Here is a 19,815-nt window from a genome sequence, read left to right as displayed (position 1 = left end):
TTATATTAATGAATTTAAATAGTTCTTATTTTTTTTATATATATATTTTAGAAGTTTCGAAAAATCTCAAATAAGATAATTATTATGCAAAAAAATTTATAATAAAGGATAACGAATGAGTGAAGTAAAATCAGATATACAGATAGCTAGAGAAGCTAAAATGCAACCAATAAATGATATTTTAGCAAAGATAAATGTACCTGATGAAAGCTCTGCGTTTAGTCCTATGGGCAGACATATCGCAAAAATAAATTTAGAATATTTAGAGCAACTAAAAGACAAGCCAGATGGAAAATTAATTTTAGTAACTGCTATTACTCCAACCCCAGCAGGTGAAGGGAAAACTACAACATCAGTTGGATTAAATGACGGTTTAAATAAAATTGGAAAAAAATCTATCGTATGTCTTAGAGAACCAAGCTTAGGTCCTTCTTTTGGTATGAAAGGTGGAGCAGCTGGTGGAGGTTATGCACAAGTCGTTCCAATGGAACAAATCAATTTACATTTCACAGGTGACTTTCATGCAATTACATCAGCTCATAATTTATTATCAGCGTTAATCGATAATCATATTTATTGGGGAAATAAACTGGATATCGATGTTAGAAGAATTGTTTGGAAAAGAGTTATGGACATGAATGATAGATCGTTAAGATCCATAAATATAAACTTAGGTGGTGTAGCAAATGGTTTTCCAAGAGAAGATGGTTTTGATATTACAGTTGCATCAGAAATAATGGCAATCTTTTGCTTATCAAATGATTTGGAAGATCTAGAAAAAAGAATTGGAAATATAACTATTGGTTATACCAGAGATAAAAAACCAGTTTATGCGAAAGACTTAAATGCTCAAGGTCCTATGACAGTTCTTTTAAAAGAAGCTATCAGACCTAATGTTACACAAACTTTGGAAAATAATCCTGCAATTATTCATGGTGGTCCATTTGCGAATATTGCTCATGGTTGTAACTCAGTTATTGCAACAAAGACTGGTTTAAAATTAGCAGACTATGTTGTAACCGAAGCAGGATTTGGTGCTGACCTTGGTGCAGAAAAGTTTTTAGATATTAAATGTAGAAAATCAAATTTAAAACCGAGCTGTGTAGTAATTGTTGCAACTATAAGAGCTTTAAAAATGCACGGTGGTGTTGCTAAAGATGATTTAAAAAATGAAAATGTTGAAGCTTTAAAAAAAGGGTTAGTAAATTTAGAAAGACATATTCAAAATGTTAAAAAGTTTGGTTTACCTGTGGCTGTAGCAGTTAATCATTTTATAAAAGACACCGATAACGAAGTGAAAGCACTTATAGATTTCTGTGATAATTTAGGTGTTAAAGCTAGTCTATGTACTCATTGGGCAAATGGTGGTGAAGGTACAAAAGAATTAGCAGCTCATGTTTCAGAATTATGTGAAAAAGATGAAGCTAAATTTCAATTTTTATACGAAAGCAAAACACCTTTGTTTAAAAAAATAGAGACTATTGCAAAAGAAATTTATAGAGCAGATGAAGTAATCGCTGATACAAAAATTAGAGATCAACTTAAGAATTTTGAAGAAGCTGGATATGGTGATTTACCAATTTGTGTTGCAAAAACTCAATACAGTTTTTCAACAGATCCAAATCTTAAAGGAGCGCCGACAGGTCATGCTTTACCAGTAAGAGAAGTAAGGCTATCATCAGGTGCAGAGTTTATTGTGGTTATTTGTGGTGCAATCATGACTATGCCTGGATTACCTAGGGTTCCTGCAGCTGACTCTATTAAACTAAATGAAAAAGGTGAGATTGAAGGATTATTCTAAGTTAAGATAATCTAACCAATTCTCTAATTCTCTCATTCTGGAAATTTTATCTAATTTTTTGTTTTCTATTTCTATATTTTTAATGTGATCATCAATATGATTTTGGTCTTTAAAAGCACCACGTTCTATAAGTCTATCTTTTCTAAAAATAATTAAGTTAATCATCTTGTTGTAAGTAATTTCTGGATGATACTGAAGGCCCCACACATCACAATTTCCAACTTTAAAATTTAAACCTTGAACGTTATTAATTGGGTTCGAAGCTAGCAATGTCGAATTTTTTGGAAGAGTTACAACTTCATCAAAATTAAATGCTGGAGTATTAAACTTTTTATTTTTGTTTTTATATAACGGATGATTTAAACCATTTTCATTAATTTCAATATCTCTTGCAATCCCTCGATGTGACCCCTTCTCAGCTTTTTTCACTTCACCACCAGCAGCAGTTACTGCAACTTGCATCCCCCAACAAATCGCTAGAACTTTTTTAATTTTTTTCTGACACTCTTTCATAAATTCTATCTGTCTTAAAATTTCAGGTGTCTTGTTATAAATATTTAAACTACTTCCACCCCAAATAAGACCATCATAACTTTCTAATGGATCAATATTCTCGCTTATATTTTCATCTGAAGATGGATTAACTACATCTATATTTAGTTGATCAGTAAAATGAGAAAGACTATGTTTTAAGCTTTCTGTATGAGTTTGAATACCTGCTTCTGTAAAACTTTGATTTTCCTCTTGTAAATTACCTTCTACTACCAAAATTTTCTTCATTAAAATAACTCTCCTGAAATACTTTTTTTATACATTTCTTTTAAATCATCTTTTGTTATTTTTTTTGGATTGCCTCCTGTAGATGGATCTTCAAATGCCATTAAAGAAAGTTTTTCCAAATCGATTTCATTACAGTCCATAACATCTGAAAGTTTATGAGGTATGTTTAATTCTTTACGCAAATTTAATATCCATTCTAAAAAGCTTTCAAATGTACTATTTAGATTAAGATAATTACAAATAGATATAATTCTGTTTTCAATAACTGATTTATTGAAAGTTAAAACATAAGGCATAAATATCGCGTTACTTAAACCATGATGTACATCAAACTGTGCATTTATTGGATGACTTAGAGAATGTATTGCACCAAGACCCTTTTGAAAAGCAGTAGAGCCCATGCTAGATGCTGCTAACATTTCAGATCTAGCTTCTATGTTCGTACCATTTTTATAAACCTCTATTAAAGAATTTTTAATTAACCTCATACCCTCAAGCGCGATACCATCTGCCATTGGGTGAAATCCAGGTGCACAATAAGCTTCAAGATTGTGAGCAAGTGCATCCATTCCTGTTGCAGCTGTTATTCTTGGTGGAAGATCTTTGGTTAAATTCGGATCTAAAATTACAATAGAAGGTAAAATTTTTGGATGAAAAATTATTTTTTTTATTCCTGTTTCTTCATTAATGATAGCTGAAGCTCTTCCTGTTTCTGAGCCTGTTCCTGCAGTAGTTGGAGCCGCTATAATTGGAGAAATTTTATTTCCATCAGCTCTTGTCCAATAATCACCTATATCTTCAAAATCCCATATAGGTCTTTTTTGACCACACATAAAAGCTATTCCCTTTCCGACATCTAATGCACTACCTCCTCCAAAGGCAATTACTCCATCACAGTTTTTTGCTATATATAATGTGACTCCTTCCATTACGTTTTTTCCAGTTGGGTTTCCTGAAAATTGTGAAAATACTTGTAAATGATCAAAGTCATTTTTTAATTTTTCAATTACTTTTGAAGTCATTGGTAGATTTAAAAGATCCTTGTCAGTTACAAAAAGTGGACTTTTAATTTTTAAGTTCAAACAGGCGTTTGCAAGATCTTCTATTTTGCGTGCTCCAAACCAAATAGTAGTAGGATAATTCCAATTCATAAAAAAATTATAATTAAGCAAATTATATAGTTATTTTGTATAATTTAATAATAGAAAACCATCTGTAAATTAAAGATTATTTTTTTTCGACAAATAATTATTGAAATTTTTGTTTGTAATCAATTTCAAAAATACATAGTCTAGAAATCATACACAATAAAAGGAGTATAAATGAAAAAGATTATTATCTCATTAATAATGACATTTGGAATAATCTCTTCTACTTCATTTGCTGGTACTTTAGTAATAAACACAGATACATCTGATGCAGCACCTAAAGCAGCTTTTGAATATATCATTAAGAAATTTGAAGATGAAAATCCTGATGTCACAGTAAAATGGAATGTTTTTGACCATGAAGGTTACAAACAATCTATTAGAAATTTTTTGAACACTGATCCACCTGACGTAGCAAACTGGTATGCAGGAAACAGAATGTTACCATTTGTAAGAGCAGGTTTGTTTGAAGATGTTTCTGATATCTGGTCAGATTCAGGATGGGTTGATGGAAACTTAAGTGAAAATATGGAGCATGCTAAAAAATCCATGACAATTGGTGGCAAGCAATGGGGAATTCCTTATACTTACTATCAGTGGGGAGTTTATTACCGAAAAGATATTTTTAATAACTTAGGTATTAGTGTTCCAAAAACTTGGGATGAGTTCGTTAAAGCTTGTGAAACAATTAAAGCAAGTGGAGTAACACCAATAACTATTGGATCAAAATATCTGTGGACTACTGCAGGAGTATTTGACTACTTAAATTTAAGAACTAATGGATATGAATTCCATATGGATCTTACTTTAGGAAAAGTTCCATACACTGATGCGAAAGTTCAAGCAGTTTTTGATAAATGGGATGAGTTGGTTAAACCTGGTTACTTTTTAGAAAATCATGCTGCTCTAAGTTGGCAAGAGGCTCTAACCCCAATGATTAATGGTGAAGCTGCAATGTACGTTATGGGTAATTTTGCAGTTGCTCCTTTAAAAGAGGGTGGTTTAAATGATGATACTTTAGGATTCTTTCAATTTCCTGAAATAACTCCAGGTATTCCAATGGCTGAGGAAGCACCTACTGATACAGTGCATATACCATCAAAAGCTAAGAATAAAACTGATGCAAAACGTTTCTTAATATTTATGTCTCGAGCAGATGTGCAAGAAGAGATTAATAAAATATTAGGTCAGCTACCTATTAACAAAAACTCTGGTGTTAAAGAAGGAGATCCTTTCTTATCAGCAGGATTAAATATGCTTAATAATGCTTATGCAATGGCGCAATTCTACGATAGGGATGCTCCAGCTCAAATGGCATCAGAAGGTATGAAGGGCTTCCAAGAATACATGTCTAATCCAGACAGAAGACAAAAAATCTTGGAAAGATTAGAAAAAGTACGTCAAAGAGTTTATAAATAAACTTTTAAATTAACTTAGGGGCTTATTGGCCCCTAAGTTTAAAAATCGATTTCATCAATTTTTAAAATAGAACTAAATGGAACTAAATAATTCAAAAGCAAAAAGAATTACTTGGTGGCAAAGAAATCAAATTAAAATAAGCCCATGGATTTTTTTAGCTCCAGGTTTAATATTTTTTTTCATTTATGTAATAGCTCCAATATTTGTATCTATTGGTATATCTTTTTATCAATGGGATGGCCTATCCCCTTCGATATATGTTGGTCTACAAAATTATATTGAGCTACTAGATGATGAATATTTTTATATTTCACTTTGGAATAATTTTAAATGGCTTATATTTTTCATGCTAGCTGTTCCGATTGGTCTAGGGTTAGCGATATTTTTAAATCAAGTTGTTTTTGGAATAAGACTAGTAAAATCTCTATTTTTTTTTCCATTTGTTATATCTCAAGTGGTTATTGGTCTAATATTTACCTGGTTTTACCAACCAAATTATGGAGTCATTGCACCCTTTCTAAATTTCATTGGGTTAGAGGGATTTTCAATTCTTGCAAATGAAGATACTGCTACTTATGGGATAATATTTGCAGGTCTATACCCTCAAATTGCTTATTGTTTAATTTTATATTTAACAGGACTTAATAATATTAACCCTGAACAAATCGAAGCTGGAAGAATGGATGGCGCTAAAGGGTTTCATTTATTTTGGAACATAGTACTCCCACAGCTTAGACCCGCAACTTTTCTAGCAATTGTAGTTACTGTAATTGGTGCACTAAGAAGTTTCGATATGGTAGCAATAATGACTCAAGGAGGTCCATATGGATATTCAAATGTCTTGGCGTACTACATGTTTGAGCAAGCTTTAAGTGAATATGGTTACAGAATGGGATACGGGTCAGCAATAGCAACTGTTTTATTTACAATAATGATGTTTTATATTTTGTTTTTCATATACAGAATGTATCGAAATGAAAGAGAGGATAATAACTAAATGTTCCCTACTCCTATTCATCAAAGACCAGTTGTAAATCGATATATTTATAAAATATTTTTACCTATCTCATTAATTATTTGGCTGATACCAATATTTGGTATTTTAATGACATCTATCAGAGGCCTAGGAGATATTACAGCTGGAAACATGTGGGGAACACCAAGTGAATTTTTACTTTTTTCAAATTTACACGATGTTTTTACTAACACCCCAATGATTAAATATACTCTAAATAGTTTTAAAGTAACTATACCAACAATGTTAGGAGCAGTTGCTTTAAGTTGTATGACTGGCTTTGCTCTTGCAAACTATAAATTTAAGACAAATTTAACAATATTTTTTATTTTTATAGCTGGAAACTTTGTTCCATTTCAAATTTTAATGATACCAGTTAGAGATCTTACTTTTAAGATTGGTCTCTATAACACCATTACAGGATTAGTATTATTTCACGTAGCTTTTCAAACAGGCTTTTGCACACTTTTTATGAGAAATTTTATTAAAGCTCTACCTCAAGAACTTATTGAAGCTGCAAGAATTGATGGAGCATCTGAATTTAAAATATTTTGGAAAATAATATTACCTTTAACTAGACCAGCTATAGCAGCACTTTGTGTATTAATTTTTACATTTATTTGGAATGATTATTTTTGGGCAACTGTCTTAATACAAGGTGATCATGCAATGCCTATTACTGCTGGATTAAAATCATTGAATGGTCAATGGATTACAGCTTATCACTTGTTATCAACTGGATCCATTGTTGCTGCGATACCTCCCGTTATTATGTTTTTCTTAATGCAAAAACATTTTATTGCTGGATTAACTCTTGGAGCAACTAAGGGTTAATATGATTAAAGTTACATTTATTGGAGCAGGAAGTACTGTATTTATGAAAAATATACTTACAGATATTTTGCTTGAAAAAAAATTCAGTAACTGTGAAATAGTTTTGCAAGATATTGATGAAAGAAGATTAAAAACCTCAAATTTAGTCGCAGAAAAAGTTGCAAAATCAATAGGTGTAAATCCAAAAATTATAATTGAAAAAAATCAAAAAAAAGCACTCAGTGGAGCTGACTTCGTAATATTAATGTTTCAAATAGGAGGTTATGAGCCTTCCACAGTTATTGATTTTGAAATTCCAGCAAAGTATGGATTAAAACAAACTATTGGTGACACTTTAGGAATAGGTGGAATCATGAGAGGATTGAGAACTGTCCCAGCTTTATTGTCCGTTGCAAATGACATGAATGAAGTTTGTCCAACTGCAACTATGTTGCAATATGTTAATCCTATGGCAATTAATTGTTTAGCATTGTCTAAATTTGCCCCTGAGCTTAAATATGTTGGGCTTTGTCATTCTGTACAAGGAACTGCTGAAGATTTAGCAAAAGATATTGGTGAGGATATTAAAAATATTAGTTATGAATGTTCAGGTATCAATCATATGTCTTTTTATACTAAGTTTGAAAAAATTAATTCTGATGGAAAAAAAGAAAATCTTTATCCTAAAATTTTTAAAGCTGGAAAAGAAAAAACATTTGGAACCAATTGGGACGGATGCACGAATGAAGTTAGATATAAAGTTTTAGAAAAATTTGGATATTTTGTTACAGAATCATCTGAACACTTTGCAGAATATACTCCTTGGTTTATTAAAAATAACAGAGAGGACTTATTAAGTGAATTCAATATTCCAATTAATGAATATATTAGAAGGTGCAAAAAACAAATTAAAGAGTGGTATCAACAAGAGCAAAATTTATTAGATGGAGAAAAATTTGTTTGTGAGAAGTCTTTAGAGTATGCTTCACGAATAATTGTATCAATTGTAGAAGGAAAAGAAGACACAATTAATGGAAATGTTTTAAATAATAAGTTAATTTCTAATTTACCGGATGATTGTTGTGTTGAAGTACCATGTAAAATAAATAATGAGGGAATTAACCCACAAAAAGTTGGTGATTTACCTATGCATTTAGCAAACCTAATGAAAACTAATATAAATGTACAACAGTTAACTGTTGAAGCTTTAAGAACTAAAAAGAAAGATGCTATTTATCATGCAGCTATGTTGGATCCACTTACTTCTTCTTTATTAAGTTTAGATCAAATAAGTTCTATGGTAGATGAGTTATTAATAGCTCACAAAAATTGGATACCAAAATTTAATTAATATGAAAAACAAATTTCCTGATGGTTTTTTTTGGGGAACTGCAACTGCAAGTTACCAAATAGAAGGTGCTATTGATAAAGATGGAAAGAGTAAAAGTATTTGGGATACTTTCACACATACACCTGGGAAGGTAAAAAATAATGAAAACGGAGATACTGCTGTAGATCATTATCATAGATACGAAGAAGATATTGAGTTGATGGCTAATATAAATCTAAATTCCTATAGATTTTCTTTAGCATGGACTAGGATTATTCCGGACGGGATTGGAAAAACAAACTCAAAAGGAATAGATTTTTATTCACGGTTAATAGACAAATGTTTAGAAAACAATATTGAACCTTTCATAACTTTATATCATTGGGACCTTCCTCAATCTCTACAAGATAAAGGAGGTTGGGCAAATAGAGACATGACAAATATATTTGCAGAGTATTCGGAGGCTGTTGTTAAAAATTTTGGAGACAGATGTAATCATTTTATCACATTTAATGAGCCAGCTGTTTTTACAATTTATGGATATGTAGATGGGTACATGGCTCCAGGATACAAAGATTTAGAGAAGTATTTTGCATCAATACATAATGTTAATCTTGCACATGGTAAAGCTTTTCAAGCAATGAAATCTTTAAAAGATAAAATTAAAATTGGCTGTTCATTTAATATGGCACCCTGCATTCCTGCTACAAAATCAAGTGAAGATCTTCATGCTACTAAATTATTTGATACTTATTGGAATAGATCATTTGCTGACCCTATGTATCTTGGAAAGTATCCAGAATTATTAATTGATGATGTCTCAAAACATATTCAACAAGATGACATGAAAACTATTTTTCAAAAAAATGATTTTATAGGATTAAACCATTATCAACATTATAGAATAAAAGCTGATAACAATAATTTGCTCAAGGCAAGAGGGGCAGTTAATGATGAATTACCTTTTGGTCTTGAAGATAAAGATACAAAGTTAACTCTTATGGGATGGGAAATTGTTCCAGATGCTTATTATGATCAAATTATGGATTTAAAAAATAATTATGGGAATCCAGATATTTATTTAACTGAAAATGGTGCTGCATATCCAGATTTAATTGAAAAAAATGGAGAAATTAATGACACGGATCGGATTGATTATTTTAAAAAATATTTAACTGCTGTAAAAAAATCTATTGATGATGGAGCTAAAGTTAAAAGTTACTTTGCATGGACATTCATGGATAATTTTGAATGGGCATTAGGATTTGAAAAGAGATTTGGAATAGTACATGTAGATTTTAAAACTTTAAAAAGAACACCTAAAAAATCATATTATTTTTTCAAAAAACTTGTGGAAGAGAATTCCATTCCACTAGACTTTTAATTTATTAAATCCAAATATAAAGCTGCTGACCAAGAAAAGTTATTAGCACCATAAGGAGTTCCTGATTTACAACTGTAATATTCGTGAAAATTCTTTTCATGTATTATATCTAATGTATGTGATTTGATTTTGTTGGCAAAATCCAAGTCTTTTTCCAATAATCCTTTGTATAAAATCCAATTACAATTAATCCAAACAGGTCCTCTCCAATATCTTATCTCCTCAAAATATTTGCTATCAGGCTTTATTGAAGAAAAGAAATATTTTTCATTAGAATTATACTTTTTTAAACTTTGAATTATTGAGTTATTAATTTCTTTATTTTGAATATCTGCAAACAAAATAAAATAATTTGTAATAGAAGGGATATCTAATGATTGCTTATTTAAAACATCGTATGAATAAAACGAATTATCTTTTTGATTATACAGACTAATCAATTTACTTTCAGTTTTTGTTATTTTTTTTTGAATTGATGTACATTCAATATTATTTTTTGATGCAATATCGACTAGATCTTTGCAAGCTTTCAGAAACAATGAATTAAAACCAATATCAGCAACATTAAACATTGAAATATCATAGAGTTTTTCAGGATTATATTTTTCATTTCTGAACTGATTTAAAAGACTAATGTAACAATCATAGTCTCTTTTAAGTGGTCGTACATCACTACTTGAAACATCTAAATCTCTTCTTTTGTATTCAAGATTTTCTTCAACTAAAATTTTACTTAAAGGAAAATCCCATAAAGGTGAATTATCTGTGCCACTTTCCCATGGATGCAATATAGAGACTAAACCAGTATCGTTTGGGTCTCTATAATTATAAAACCATTCTAAATAATTTTTTGTTTTTTTTACTAAATTCAAAATTCTTTCCATTTCACTAGAACTAAATTCATGTTTATCCAACATTAATTTTAAAATACTTGAAACTATAGGAGGTTGAGTTATTCCAGATGATGGAATTTTTTCACCACACTGCCACGTATTATGATTTGGAAAATAATTTTCATCCTTATGATGAAATAAAATATGAGGAATCATACCATCAGACCATTGTCCCTCGAACAACTTTTCTAGCTCAACTATTGCGTATTCTTTATTAAAATAAGAATAACCGAGTGCTATATATGCTGAGTCCCAATTCCATTGTGCTGGGTATAACTTATTATTTGTAGGCAGAGTGTATCCCTCACACCTATTATTTAATAAAATATTTTCGGCTTCTCTTTTTAACATACTCATTAACCCTTAACGCTCCCTGATGTTAATCCACTAACTAAATATTTTTCAAAATAAACAAAAATAAATAAAATTGGTAAGGTTACAACTACTGAACCAGCCATCAAATATTGTCTAGGCGTTTCAGCTCCAACATTTAAAAACTGTATCGCTCTTGATAGTGTAAATGAGCTAGGGCTATCTAAAAACATCAGTGAAAATAAAAATTCATTCCAAGCAATCATAAATACATATAATGCTACAGAAGCAATTGCTGGTAAACTTAAAGGTAAAATGATTTTAACAATTATTCCAAACCAATTTTGTCCATCCATTATACCTGCCTCTTCAAGTTCTTTTGGTATGCTTTTGAAATATCCTTGGAGCATATAAATTGCCACTGGAAGTGTTGTAGCCGTATAAATAATTAATAATCCAAATACAGAATTTCTTAAACCTAACTGGCTAAAAACAGTGTAGAGAGGAATTACGAGCACTATCGCAGGAAACATATATATTATTAAAATAGATGTAGACAAAAAGTGTTTTCCAAAAAAGTTTAATCTTGCAACTGCATAAGCTGCTGGGATCCCAAGTAATAATGTAATTATAACCGTACCTACTGAGACAATTGAACTATTAAGCATGTACCTGCCAAAATTATATTCAGTAAAAACTATAATATAGGATTTGAATAAGGTTTTGATATCTTGTGTTAAATCTACACTGAAATCTAAAGGATTAATTAATAAAAGAGCTTGAGTTTTGAAACTTGTTACTAACATCAAGTAAAATGGGAATAAAATTACAAAAGAAAAAAAGATTATTCCAAACAAAGTTAAAAAATCAAAAAATATAATTTGTGCAGAAAAATCATAACTAAAATGTTTCTTGTTATAATTAAACAGCTTATTAACAAAAAATAATAGGATCAAAAATATACCTATATAATGCCAAATAGGTAAAGAACTATTAATAAAATAATCAACTAAAACAAACACAGATGCTAATAAAATTACTTTAAATAACTTGTTTAATTTTTTACTTAAGAAAATTGAAATAATGGAAATTATAATTCCACTTAAAAAATAAAAATTAAAATTTAAAGTTTTAAGTTCAATTCCTTGTAATGTGGATAAAATTTTCCAAATAGAAATTAAAGAAAATAAAAAAAATGAGGAAATTAAACTGAAAGTGATAATTGATTTAACTCTCATTGGCTCTTTTTCCTATAAGCTTAAAATAAATTAACATAAAAAATAAAAGTAATAATACAATCACCATTGATACAGCAGATCCCATTCCAATATTTCCTATTGAAAAACCCTGTTCATAAACATTAATTGGAAGTGTTCTCGTTCCTGATGCACCACCTGTTAATAGAAAAATATCTTCAAACTTATTAAAATTCCAAATAAATCTAATCATAAACAAAATTGAAATCACTGCTGTAATCTGCGGCAATGTTATATTCATAAATTTAGTGTAAGGGCCTGCTCCATCAATATCTGCTGCCTCATAAAGTTCCTTAGGAACTGCTTGAAGTCTTGCTAATATAAAAAGAAAAGCTAAAGGGAAATATCTCCAGATTTCAAAGATAATCACAGTTGTTAGCGCTAATCTTAATTTAAATTCAAAACCAAAAACAAAAATTGATACATACTTTTGACCTAATAAATTTATTGGCTTATCTATTATACTATAATTCAGTAATAGATTATTTAAAGTACCGCTATTAGGATCTAATAGAAGTTCCCAAGTAAACGCCAAGGCCACAACAGGAGCTACATAAGGAAACAATAACGTACTTCTAACAAAGCTTCGACCTCTAAACTTTTGATTTACCATTTGGGCTGACAAAATTCCAAAAACAATTGCACCCACTGTTCCAAAAAAAGTATAATAAAATGTTGTTAATAATAAATCTTTAAATTCATAATTTGTGATTACTTTTTTAAAATTTGACAAAGTAAAATCACTTGTGAGAAGAATATTATCTGCTTTACCTTTTAAATTAGGTTTATTTAATTTAAATTGTTTTTTATCAATTTTTTCACCATTTTTTGTCTCAAAAAAAATTACAAATTGCTCTCTGTATTTTTTTGACCAGTCTCCAAAATCACACTTAACTTTATTTGAGGTGAACTTACATCTCTCATCTAAATCTATAGGCTGAGCATTACTTGGGAATTTATCCTGAAATTTAACGTTTCTAATATCTTGAATTAAGGAACTATTTCTTAATTTATAGATAATCTTTATTTTTGAATCTTCGTTTTTAATAGATTTAACTATTTTTTTGGCTCGTGGCTCTGGAATTCTTATATCTTTTAATTGAACTTCTTTAAAACTAATCCAAACATTTGAAAATATTGGAAATAATACTATTGCAAATACGATTAGAACTGCAGGCAAAGTTAAAGCATAGGCAGTTCTTTTTTCTATTTTTGAAAGTGAATTACTCATAAAAAAAGCGGATAAATAATATTATCCGCTTTTTTAAAAAAATTAAAATTAATTGAACTGTTTTAATGCAGTATTGATCATATCTACTGCTTCATCAACATCGATTTGATCATCAATATACAATCTTGTGATACGGTTTAAGAATTGAGAATTGATAATTTTAGAAGCTCTAGAAAGTTCGCCTTCTTTAACTCCCCATCTACTCGCAGTATCTAAACCAGCAACAATATTATTGATAACGTCTGCTGAGTACAAATCCGTCAAAGCAGCTTTTCTATCAACACCAACTGGTAATTTACTCCAAGCTTTAGTGAAAGCCTCAGGATCAGTTGAGTTACCTCTTCTTACAGGAAACTTACCTTCTGGTGCAATTGATAATGTACTAGTATAACCTTCATCCATTGAATACATTATAAATTGTTTTGCTTCATCAGTGTCAGCATCTGCCGTTATTCCAAAGTATCTCACATCTGCCCAAGCAGCACCTTTTTTATTACCTGGTCCACTAAAGTTAGTAATAAAACCAGTTTTTGATGCTAACTCGCTTGATGTTGGATCGTCATTAATTGTTGGTGGTGCTGAATCTCTTAAACCAGCAAGTTCATCCATAATGAATGGAGACCAAATAATCATTGGAGTTTTTCCAGCAAAATAAAGTTCTCTTGACTGTTTCCAATATAATTCACCTTCAGGACTTGCTTTAGCGATTGTTTTATAAAACTCTAAAGCTCTTTTTAATTTCCAGCCTTGATTTTGTACTCCACCTTTTTTTACAACATTCACTCCGTTAGCCAACAAAACATGCTCTAAAACTTGACTCATAAAGTTTTCATCTGTTTTAGTTGCAGCTACAAAACCAAACATATCGTCAGATGATAATGCCTCTACTGCTTTAACGATGTTTTCATAACTTGTTGGTGGTTCTAGGCCAGCTTTTTTAAATAGATCTTTTCTATAAACGATCATTTGTGTCCAACCATCTACAGGAACAGCAGCTATCTTAGTTCCTTTTTTAGCCATGCTCAAAGCACCTGGTGCAAATGTTTTCTTGCCTAATTCTTTAACTACATCATTGTTAGCATCTACATCTAAAATTCCTGCTTCAGCCCATGGCAATACATATTGAAGTGTATGATAAATTACATCAGGTAAATCACCTGCTGCAGCTGCAGCTGTTGCTCTTTTACCTAATTCTTTTTCATCGATTGGAATAACTTCAACTGCAATACCAGTTTTTGCTTCAAAGGCTTTAGCCATATCTTCTTGCTTCGCCATTCTTGCTGGTTGAGTTTCAGTTGTCCAAAACTTGATATCTGCAAAAGCAACATTGTTTATAAAAAATGTTACAGCAGATAATAATATTAAAGTTTTTTTAAACATAATTACCTCTTGTTAATTATTTTTTTTAAACCTTAATATTTTTTAGAAAAAATTTCTTATGCAATAGTGTCATCCCTGTTATGGGGTAATTTTAAAAACTATAAAAAAAACCTTTATTTAAAGGCTAAATTATTGCTGTCGAATAAATGGCATTTGCTCAGATCAAGCCCCAAACTAAGACTATCTCCAACGTTGACTTTACTGGCACCATCAGTTTGGACTACTAATGGCTCCCCCTCTTTTTCTAGATATAAAAAAGTAGATGAACCTAATTTTTCAATCACGAATACCTTACTCTCCCAACATTTTTCACCACTATTTATTAAGATATGCTCAGGTCTGATACCAATCTTTACATTATCTCCAGGTGAAACTTTATCTGAAGTTTTTGGAACAATAATTTTTCCTTGTCCTGAAATTTCAACTTCAGTTCCAGAATTATTGGAACTTATAACTTTAGAATTAATAAAGTTCATCTTTGGAGAGCCAATAAATCCACCTACAAACAAATTTTCAGGTTCGTTGTAAAGTTTTAAAGGTGATCCTTTCTGAGAAACAATACCTTGATCTAATACAACTATATCATCCGCAAGTGTCATTGCTTCCGTTTGATCGTGAGTAACGTAAATCATTGTTGCATTTAATTGATCATGCAATTTAGCTAATTCTACTCTCATCTGAACTCTTAAAGCTGCATCTAAGTTAGACAAAGGTTCGTCAAACAAAAATACTTTTGGTTTTCTTGTAATGGCTCTACCAATTGCAACTCTTTGTCTTTGTCCTCCTGATAATTGTTTTGGTTTTCTCTCTAAGTATTCTTCAATTTGAAGAATTTTAGCAGCCTCCATAACTCTTTCTGTAATTTCTTCTTTAGATTTTTTTTCAATCTTTAATCCAAAAGCCATGTTATCAAATACAGTCATATGTGGATACAAAGCATAAGATTGAAAGACCATTGCTATGTTTCTTTCCTTTGGTGGAAGATCATTCACAACTTGTCCGTCTATTGAAATTGTTCCTGAGTTGATCTCCTCTAAGCCAGCTATCATTCTTAACATTGTTGATTTACCACATCCACTTGGCCCAACCAATACAGTGAAAGATTCACTTTTAATATCTAAAGACACATCTTTGATCACATGCGTAGATCCAAAAGATTTATTTATGTTAGAAATATTTATCTCTGCCATCTTGAGTTAATAATTATATTGTAATTTTATTTTTAATTTGTTTATATTTAGAAAGCATATTTATAAACTGGAGAAAATACAATGAGTAAAATTGCAATTATTGGAGCAGGACCTTGCGGTCTATCAATGTTAAGAGCATTCGAACACTTAGAAAATAAAGGTGAAAAAATTCCTGAAATAGTTTGTTTTGAAAAACAAGAAGATTGGGGAGGTTTGTGGAACTATAATTGGAGAACAGGTAGTGACCAATATGGAGACCCGGTTCATAATAGTATGTATAGATATTTGTGGTCAAATGGCCCTAAAGAATGTTTAGAGTTTGCAGATTATTCTTTTGATGAACATTTTGGACAGCCAATTCCTTCTTTTCCGCCAAGAGAAGTTTTACAAGATTATATTCTTGGAAGAGTAAGCAAAGGTAAAATTAAAAATAAAATAAAACTAAACACAAGAGTTACAAATGTAACTTTCAACAATGAAAAATTTGAAATTACTTATCAAGACAAAGCTAAAGATGAAATTTCAAAAAATACATTTGATTATTTAGTTGTATCTACTGGCCATTTCTCGGTTCCTTTTATACCTGAATATAAAGGAATGAATTCTTTTCCAGGAAGAATAATGCACTCACATGATTTTAGAGATGCAGAGGAATTTAGAGGAAAAGATGTGATAGTTTTGGGAAGCAGTTATTCAGCTGAAGATGTTGCTTTACAGTGTAATAAATATGGAGCTAAAAGTGTGACTATTGGATATAGAAACGCACCTATGGGATTTAAATGGCCTAAAGGTATGAAAGAAGTTCATTATCTGGATAGATTGGAAGGAAAAAAAGCAATTTTTAAAGATGGTACTGAACAAGATGCAGATGCAATAATTTTGTGCACAGGATACTTGCATCATTTTCCATTTTTAGATGAAAGTATTAAGTTAAAAACACACAACAGATTATATCCACCGAAATTATACAAAGGAGTTGTTTGGCAAGATAATCACAAACTTTTATATCTTGGTATGCAAGATCAATTCCATACTTTTAATATGTTTGATTGCCAAGCTTGGTTTGCAAGAGATGTGATTATGGGGAAAATTAAAATGCCAAGTGCTGATGAAATCAACAAAGATATCAATAAATGGGTTGCGATGGAGGAAAAATTAGAAAACCCAGATCAAATGATTGATTTTCAAACTGAGTACACAAAAGAACTTCATGATATGTCTGATTATCCAAAAATAGATTTTGAATTAATTAGAAAACATTTCAAAGAATGGGAACATCATAAAGTAGAAGATATTTTAACTTACAGAAATAAATCGTTTTCATCACCTGTCACAGGTTCTGTTGCACCTATACACCATACTCCATGGGAAACTGCAATGGACGACTCGATGAAGACGTTTTTAAATAAATAATTAATAGTTAACTTTTAATTTTTTATTTTTTGTGATTGCACTTAATAGTGCATGCATAAGTGGTATTTTATTTTTATTAATTTTTTTCAATATATAGGGTGCTATCTCTCTAGCAAGATCTGCACCCTCAACTGTATCATTTTTCATAAATTTATTTTTTGCAACTTTAAAAGTAAAACCTTTTCCTAAATATTCACCCATTTTACTGTTTCTACCTCCAACTGCACTAACATATAAGTCGCCCACTCCAGCTAACCCATGAACTGTTTCTTTTTTACCTCTAAAATATTTTATTAAATATTCCATTTCCTCTAATGATTTTCTAAATAAAGCTGAAGCAGTATTTTCACCTTCGCCCGATCCAATAATCATTGAATATATATTTTTAATTGCAGATGAAAATTCAACGCCTTTTACATCACTTGAATATTCTGTTTTGTAATATTTAGTTGATATTAATTTTCCTATATTTTTTGCAATATTAATATTCTTATTTGCTATCACAGTGTAACTTTTGATTTTTTTTGCTAACTCTTTTGCTAAACAAGGACCTTTCAATACCGAAATATTTAAATTTTGATTTCCTTTGTTTAGTTGCTCAGACATGGTAATAATTTTTTTATTATTTCGATCATATTTAAGACCTTTGGTCAAAACGAGAATAGAAACTTTTCTTTTTATATTTTTTAAATGCTGTCTAACCATTTCAATTCCAATAGAACTTACAGCAACAACAATTAAGTCCCATTTTTGATTAAGTAATTCTGATGAAAATTTTTTGATAGAAACTTTTTTTGATAATTTAAGTTTTAAGGCTGGATGAAATTTTTTTTTTGTTATTAATTTATTTAAGAGATCTTTGCTGTAAGGCTCGGTTAAAGTTACTTTATGATTATTGTCAGCAAGAGGAAAGGTAAATGCAGCACCCATTGCGCCCGCTCCTATTATTAAAACTTCTTTCATAAGACTAGTTAGGCTAAAGTTTTTTTAATTGCTAGTTTCCACCCCGCTAAAAGTTCGTTTCTTAATGTTTTTTTAATATTTGGAGAGAAAACACGATCTTTTTTCCACATATTTTTGATTTGATTTAAAGATTTATATTCTCCTATTTGAAGTCCAGCTAACAAAGCTACACCCAAAGCAGTTGTCTCTAATATTTTTGGTCTAACTACTTTTAAGTTAATAATGTCAGCTAAAAATTGTGTGAACCAATTATTTGCAACCATTCCACCATCTACCTTAACTATTCTTGGTTTCAAACCATCCTTGTTCATTGAATCAAACAAATCAAAACTTTGATAACCAACAGATTCTACTGTTGCTCTCACTATACTTTTCCAATCACTGTCTCTTGTTAGTCCTGTGATTACTCCTCTTGCATCTGGTCTCCAATAAGGTGCTCCCATTCCGCTAAAAGCTGGTACAACAAAAACACCATCATTAGTTTTAGATGATTTTGAAATTTTTTCAGTTTCAGGTGCTTTTTTGATCAATTTTACTTTATCTCTTAGCCATTGTACTCCTGCGCCAGCTATAAAAATTGAACCTTCTAAGGCGTAAGTATTTTTATTATTTAATCGATAGCAAATAGTAGTCAGTAATTTGTTTTTCGAATTAATTTTTTTTGGACCAGTATTCATAATAACAAATGCACCAGTACCATATGTACTTTTTATAGATCCTTTTTCAAAACAAGTTTGTCCAAATGCTGCAGCCTGCTGATCACCAAGAACTGCAGAAATTGAAATTTCGACCCCTGTAATTTTTTTATCTGTTTTTCCAAAATTATCTGCTGAGTTTTTGACTTCTGGTAAAATCTTAAGTGGAATATTTAGTTTTTTTAAAATTTCTTTGTCCCATTTATTGTTATTAATATTATACAGCATTGTTCGGCTTGCATTAGATGCTTCAGTTAAATGCTGCTTACCTTTTGTTAATTTCCAAATTAAAAATGTATCTACAGTCCCAAACAATAAATCATTTGAACTAAGAAGTTTTTTGGAAATTTTAACATTATCTAAAATCCATTTAATTTTTGTTGCTGAAAAATATGGATCTATAAATAATCCAGTTTTATTTCTAAATAGATTTTCATAATTTTTTTTCTTAAGCAATTTACAGTAATCTTGGGTTCTTCTATCTTGCCATACAATTGCATTATAAATTGGATTTCCTGTTTTCTTATTCCACAAAATTGTGGTTTCCCTTTGATTTGTAATTCCAATTGTAAGTATGTGACCTTTTAATTTTTTTGCTTTATTTATTACTTGTTTTAAAGCTTTAAGTGTTGTGGACCAGATCTCATTCGGATCATGTTCTACCCATCCATTTTTTGGAAAATATTGTTTAAATTCAAATTGTGAAACAAAAACAATATTACCTTTTGTATCAAATAAAATTACTCTTGATGATGTTGTTCCTTGATCGATAGAAATAATAAATTTTTTCAA

At 30.3% G+C, this 19,815-nt stretch carries 16 protein-coding genes; 7 read left to right on the top strand and 9 right to left on the bottom strand.

The window, feature by feature from the left end:
• The first annotated feature begins 115 nt into the window (after positions 1 to 115).
• Positions 116 to 1,801: a formate--tetrahydrofolate ligase gene (locus ACTTAO_RS05680; protein ID WP_440614111.1), complete on the top strand. Its 1,686-nt coding sequence runs from the start codon at positions 116 to 118 to the stop codon at positions 1,799 to 1,801.
• Here the strand turns inward: ACTTAO_RS05680 and ACTTAO_RS05675 are convergent.
• Positions 1,793 to 2,581: a type 1 glutamine amidotransferase gene (locus ACTTAO_RS05675; RefSeq protein WP_440691326.1), complete on the bottom strand. Its 789-nt coding sequence runs from the start codon at positions 2,579 to 2,581 to the stop codon at positions 1,793 to 1,795. The genes ACTTAO_RS05680 and ACTTAO_RS05675 overlap by 9 nt on opposite strands.
• Positions 2,581 to 3,732, bottom strand: coding sequence for an iron-containing alcohol dehydrogenase (locus ACTTAO_RS05670; RefSeq protein ID WP_440691324.1), 1,152 nt, complete (start codon positions 3,730 to 3,732; stop codon positions 2,581 to 2,583). Before ACTTAO_RS05670 ends, ACTTAO_RS05675 begins: the two co-directional genes overlap by 1 nt.
• Before the next feature lie 171 nt (positions 3,733 to 3,903).
• Here ACTTAO_RS05670 and ACTTAO_RS05665 point away from each other — a divergent pair, with 171 nt between their 5' ends.
• The 5 genes from ACTTAO_RS05665 (at position 3,904) to ACTTAO_RS05645 (ending at position 9,690) form a co-directional block, all read left to right on the top strand.
• Positions 3,904 to 5,148, top strand: a complete 1,245-nt coding sequence (locus ACTTAO_RS05665) for an ABC transporter substrate-binding protein (protein ID WP_440614108.1) — start codon at positions 3,904 to 3,906, stop codon at positions 5,146 to 5,148.
• Between the two features lie 76 nt (positions 5,149 to 5,224).
• Positions 5,225 to 6,145, top strand: coding sequence for a carbohydrate ABC transporter permease (locus tag ACTTAO_RS05660; protein WP_440691322.1), 921 nt, complete (start codon positions 5,225 to 5,227; stop codon positions 6,143 to 6,145).
• A complete protein-coding gene (locus tag ACTTAO_RS05655) occupies positions 6,146 to 6,997 on the top strand; it encodes a carbohydrate ABC transporter permease (protein ID WP_440691320.1) in 852 nt (283 codons plus the stop codon). It begins immediately after the preceding gene.
• 1 nt (position 6,998) lies between these two features.
• Positions 6,999 to 8,327 carry an alpha-glucosidase/alpha-galactosidase gene (locus ACTTAO_RS05650; RefSeq protein WP_440691318.1) on the top strand — a complete coding sequence of 443 codons (1,329 nt, stop codon included), beginning with the start codon at positions 6,999 to 7,001 and terminating at the stop codon, positions 8,325 to 8,327.
• 1 nt (position 8,328) lies between these two features.
• Positions 8,329 to 9,690 carry a GH1 family beta-glucosidase gene (locus ACTTAO_RS05645; RefSeq protein ID WP_440691316.1) on the top strand — a complete coding sequence of 454 codons (1,362 nt, stop codon included), beginning with the start codon at positions 8,329 to 8,331 and terminating at the stop codon, positions 9,688 to 9,690.
• On the opposite strand, the gene ACTTAO_RS05640 is transcribed toward ACTTAO_RS05645, so the two are convergent.
• The 5 genes from ACTTAO_RS05640 to ACTTAO_RS05620 all read right to left on the bottom strand — a co-directional run bounded on the left by ACTTAO_RS05640 (position 9,687) and on the right by ACTTAO_RS05620 (position 15,952).
• Positions 9,687 to 10,940 carry an MGH1-like glycoside hydrolase domain-containing protein gene (locus ACTTAO_RS05640; RefSeq protein WP_440691314.1) on the bottom strand — a complete coding sequence of 418 codons (1,254 nt, stop codon included), beginning with the start codon at positions 10,938 to 10,940 and terminating at the stop codon, positions 9,687 to 9,689. The genes ACTTAO_RS05645 and ACTTAO_RS05640 overlap by 4 nt on opposite strands.
• Positions 10,940 to 12,133 (bottom strand): carbohydrate ABC transporter permease, encoded by a 1,194-nt coding sequence (locus tag ACTTAO_RS05635; RefSeq protein ID WP_440691312.1) that lies wholly within the window; start codon positions 12,131 to 12,133, stop codon positions 10,940 to 10,942. Before ACTTAO_RS05635 ends, ACTTAO_RS05640 begins: the two co-directional genes overlap by 1 nt.
• Complete coding sequence (locus ACTTAO_RS05630) at positions 12,123 to 13,382, bottom strand: carbohydrate ABC transporter permease (RefSeq protein WP_440691310.1); 1,260 nt, start codon at positions 13,380 to 13,382, stop codon at positions 12,123 to 12,125. The genes ACTTAO_RS05635 and ACTTAO_RS05630 overlap by 11 nt, the downstream gene beginning before the upstream one ends.
• Positions 13,383 to 13,430: 48 nt before the next feature.
• Complete coding sequence (locus ACTTAO_RS05625; protein ID WP_440691308.1) at positions 13,431 to 14,762, bottom strand: ABC transporter substrate-binding protein; 1,332 nt, start codon at positions 14,760 to 14,762, stop codon at positions 13,431 to 13,433.
• Between the two features lie 113 nt (positions 14,763 to 14,875).
• Positions 14,876 to 15,952, bottom strand: a complete 1,077-nt coding sequence (locus ACTTAO_RS05620) for an ABC transporter ATP-binding protein (protein ID WP_440691306.1) — start codon at positions 15,950 to 15,952, stop codon at positions 14,876 to 14,878.
• Positions 15,953 to 16,033: 81 nt separating this feature from the next.
• Here ACTTAO_RS05620 and ACTTAO_RS05615 point away from each other — a divergent pair, with 81 nt between their 5' ends.
• Positions 16,034 to 17,365: an NAD(P)-binding domain-containing protein gene (locus ACTTAO_RS05615; protein WP_440691304.1), complete on the top strand. Its 1,332-nt coding sequence runs from the start codon at positions 16,034 to 16,036 to the stop codon at positions 17,363 to 17,365.
• Here ACTTAO_RS05615 and ACTTAO_RS05610 read toward each other — a convergent pair whose 3' ends face one another.
• Positions 17,366 to 18,328, bottom strand: coding sequence for a 2-dehydropantoate 2-reductase N-terminal domain-containing protein (locus ACTTAO_RS05610; RefSeq protein WP_440691302.1), 963 nt, complete (start codon positions 18,326 to 18,328; stop codon positions 17,366 to 17,368).
• An 8-nt stretch (positions 18,329 to 18,336) separates the two neighbouring features.
• Positions 18,337 to 19,815: a glycerol kinase GlpK gene (glpK, locus tag ACTTAO_RS05605; protein ID WP_440691300.1), complete on the bottom strand. Its 1,479-nt coding sequence runs from the start codon at positions 19,813 to 19,815 to the stop codon at positions 18,337 to 18,339.

The organism is Candidatus Pelagibacter sp. HIMB1782, from assembly GCF_052047475.1.
Lineage (GTDB): Bacteria > Pseudomonadota > Alphaproteobacteria > Pelagibacterales > Pelagibacteraceae > Pelagibacter.
The sequence above is the reverse complement of the archived record's forward strand: the minus strand, read 5'-3'. Positions and strand labels throughout refer to the sequence as shown.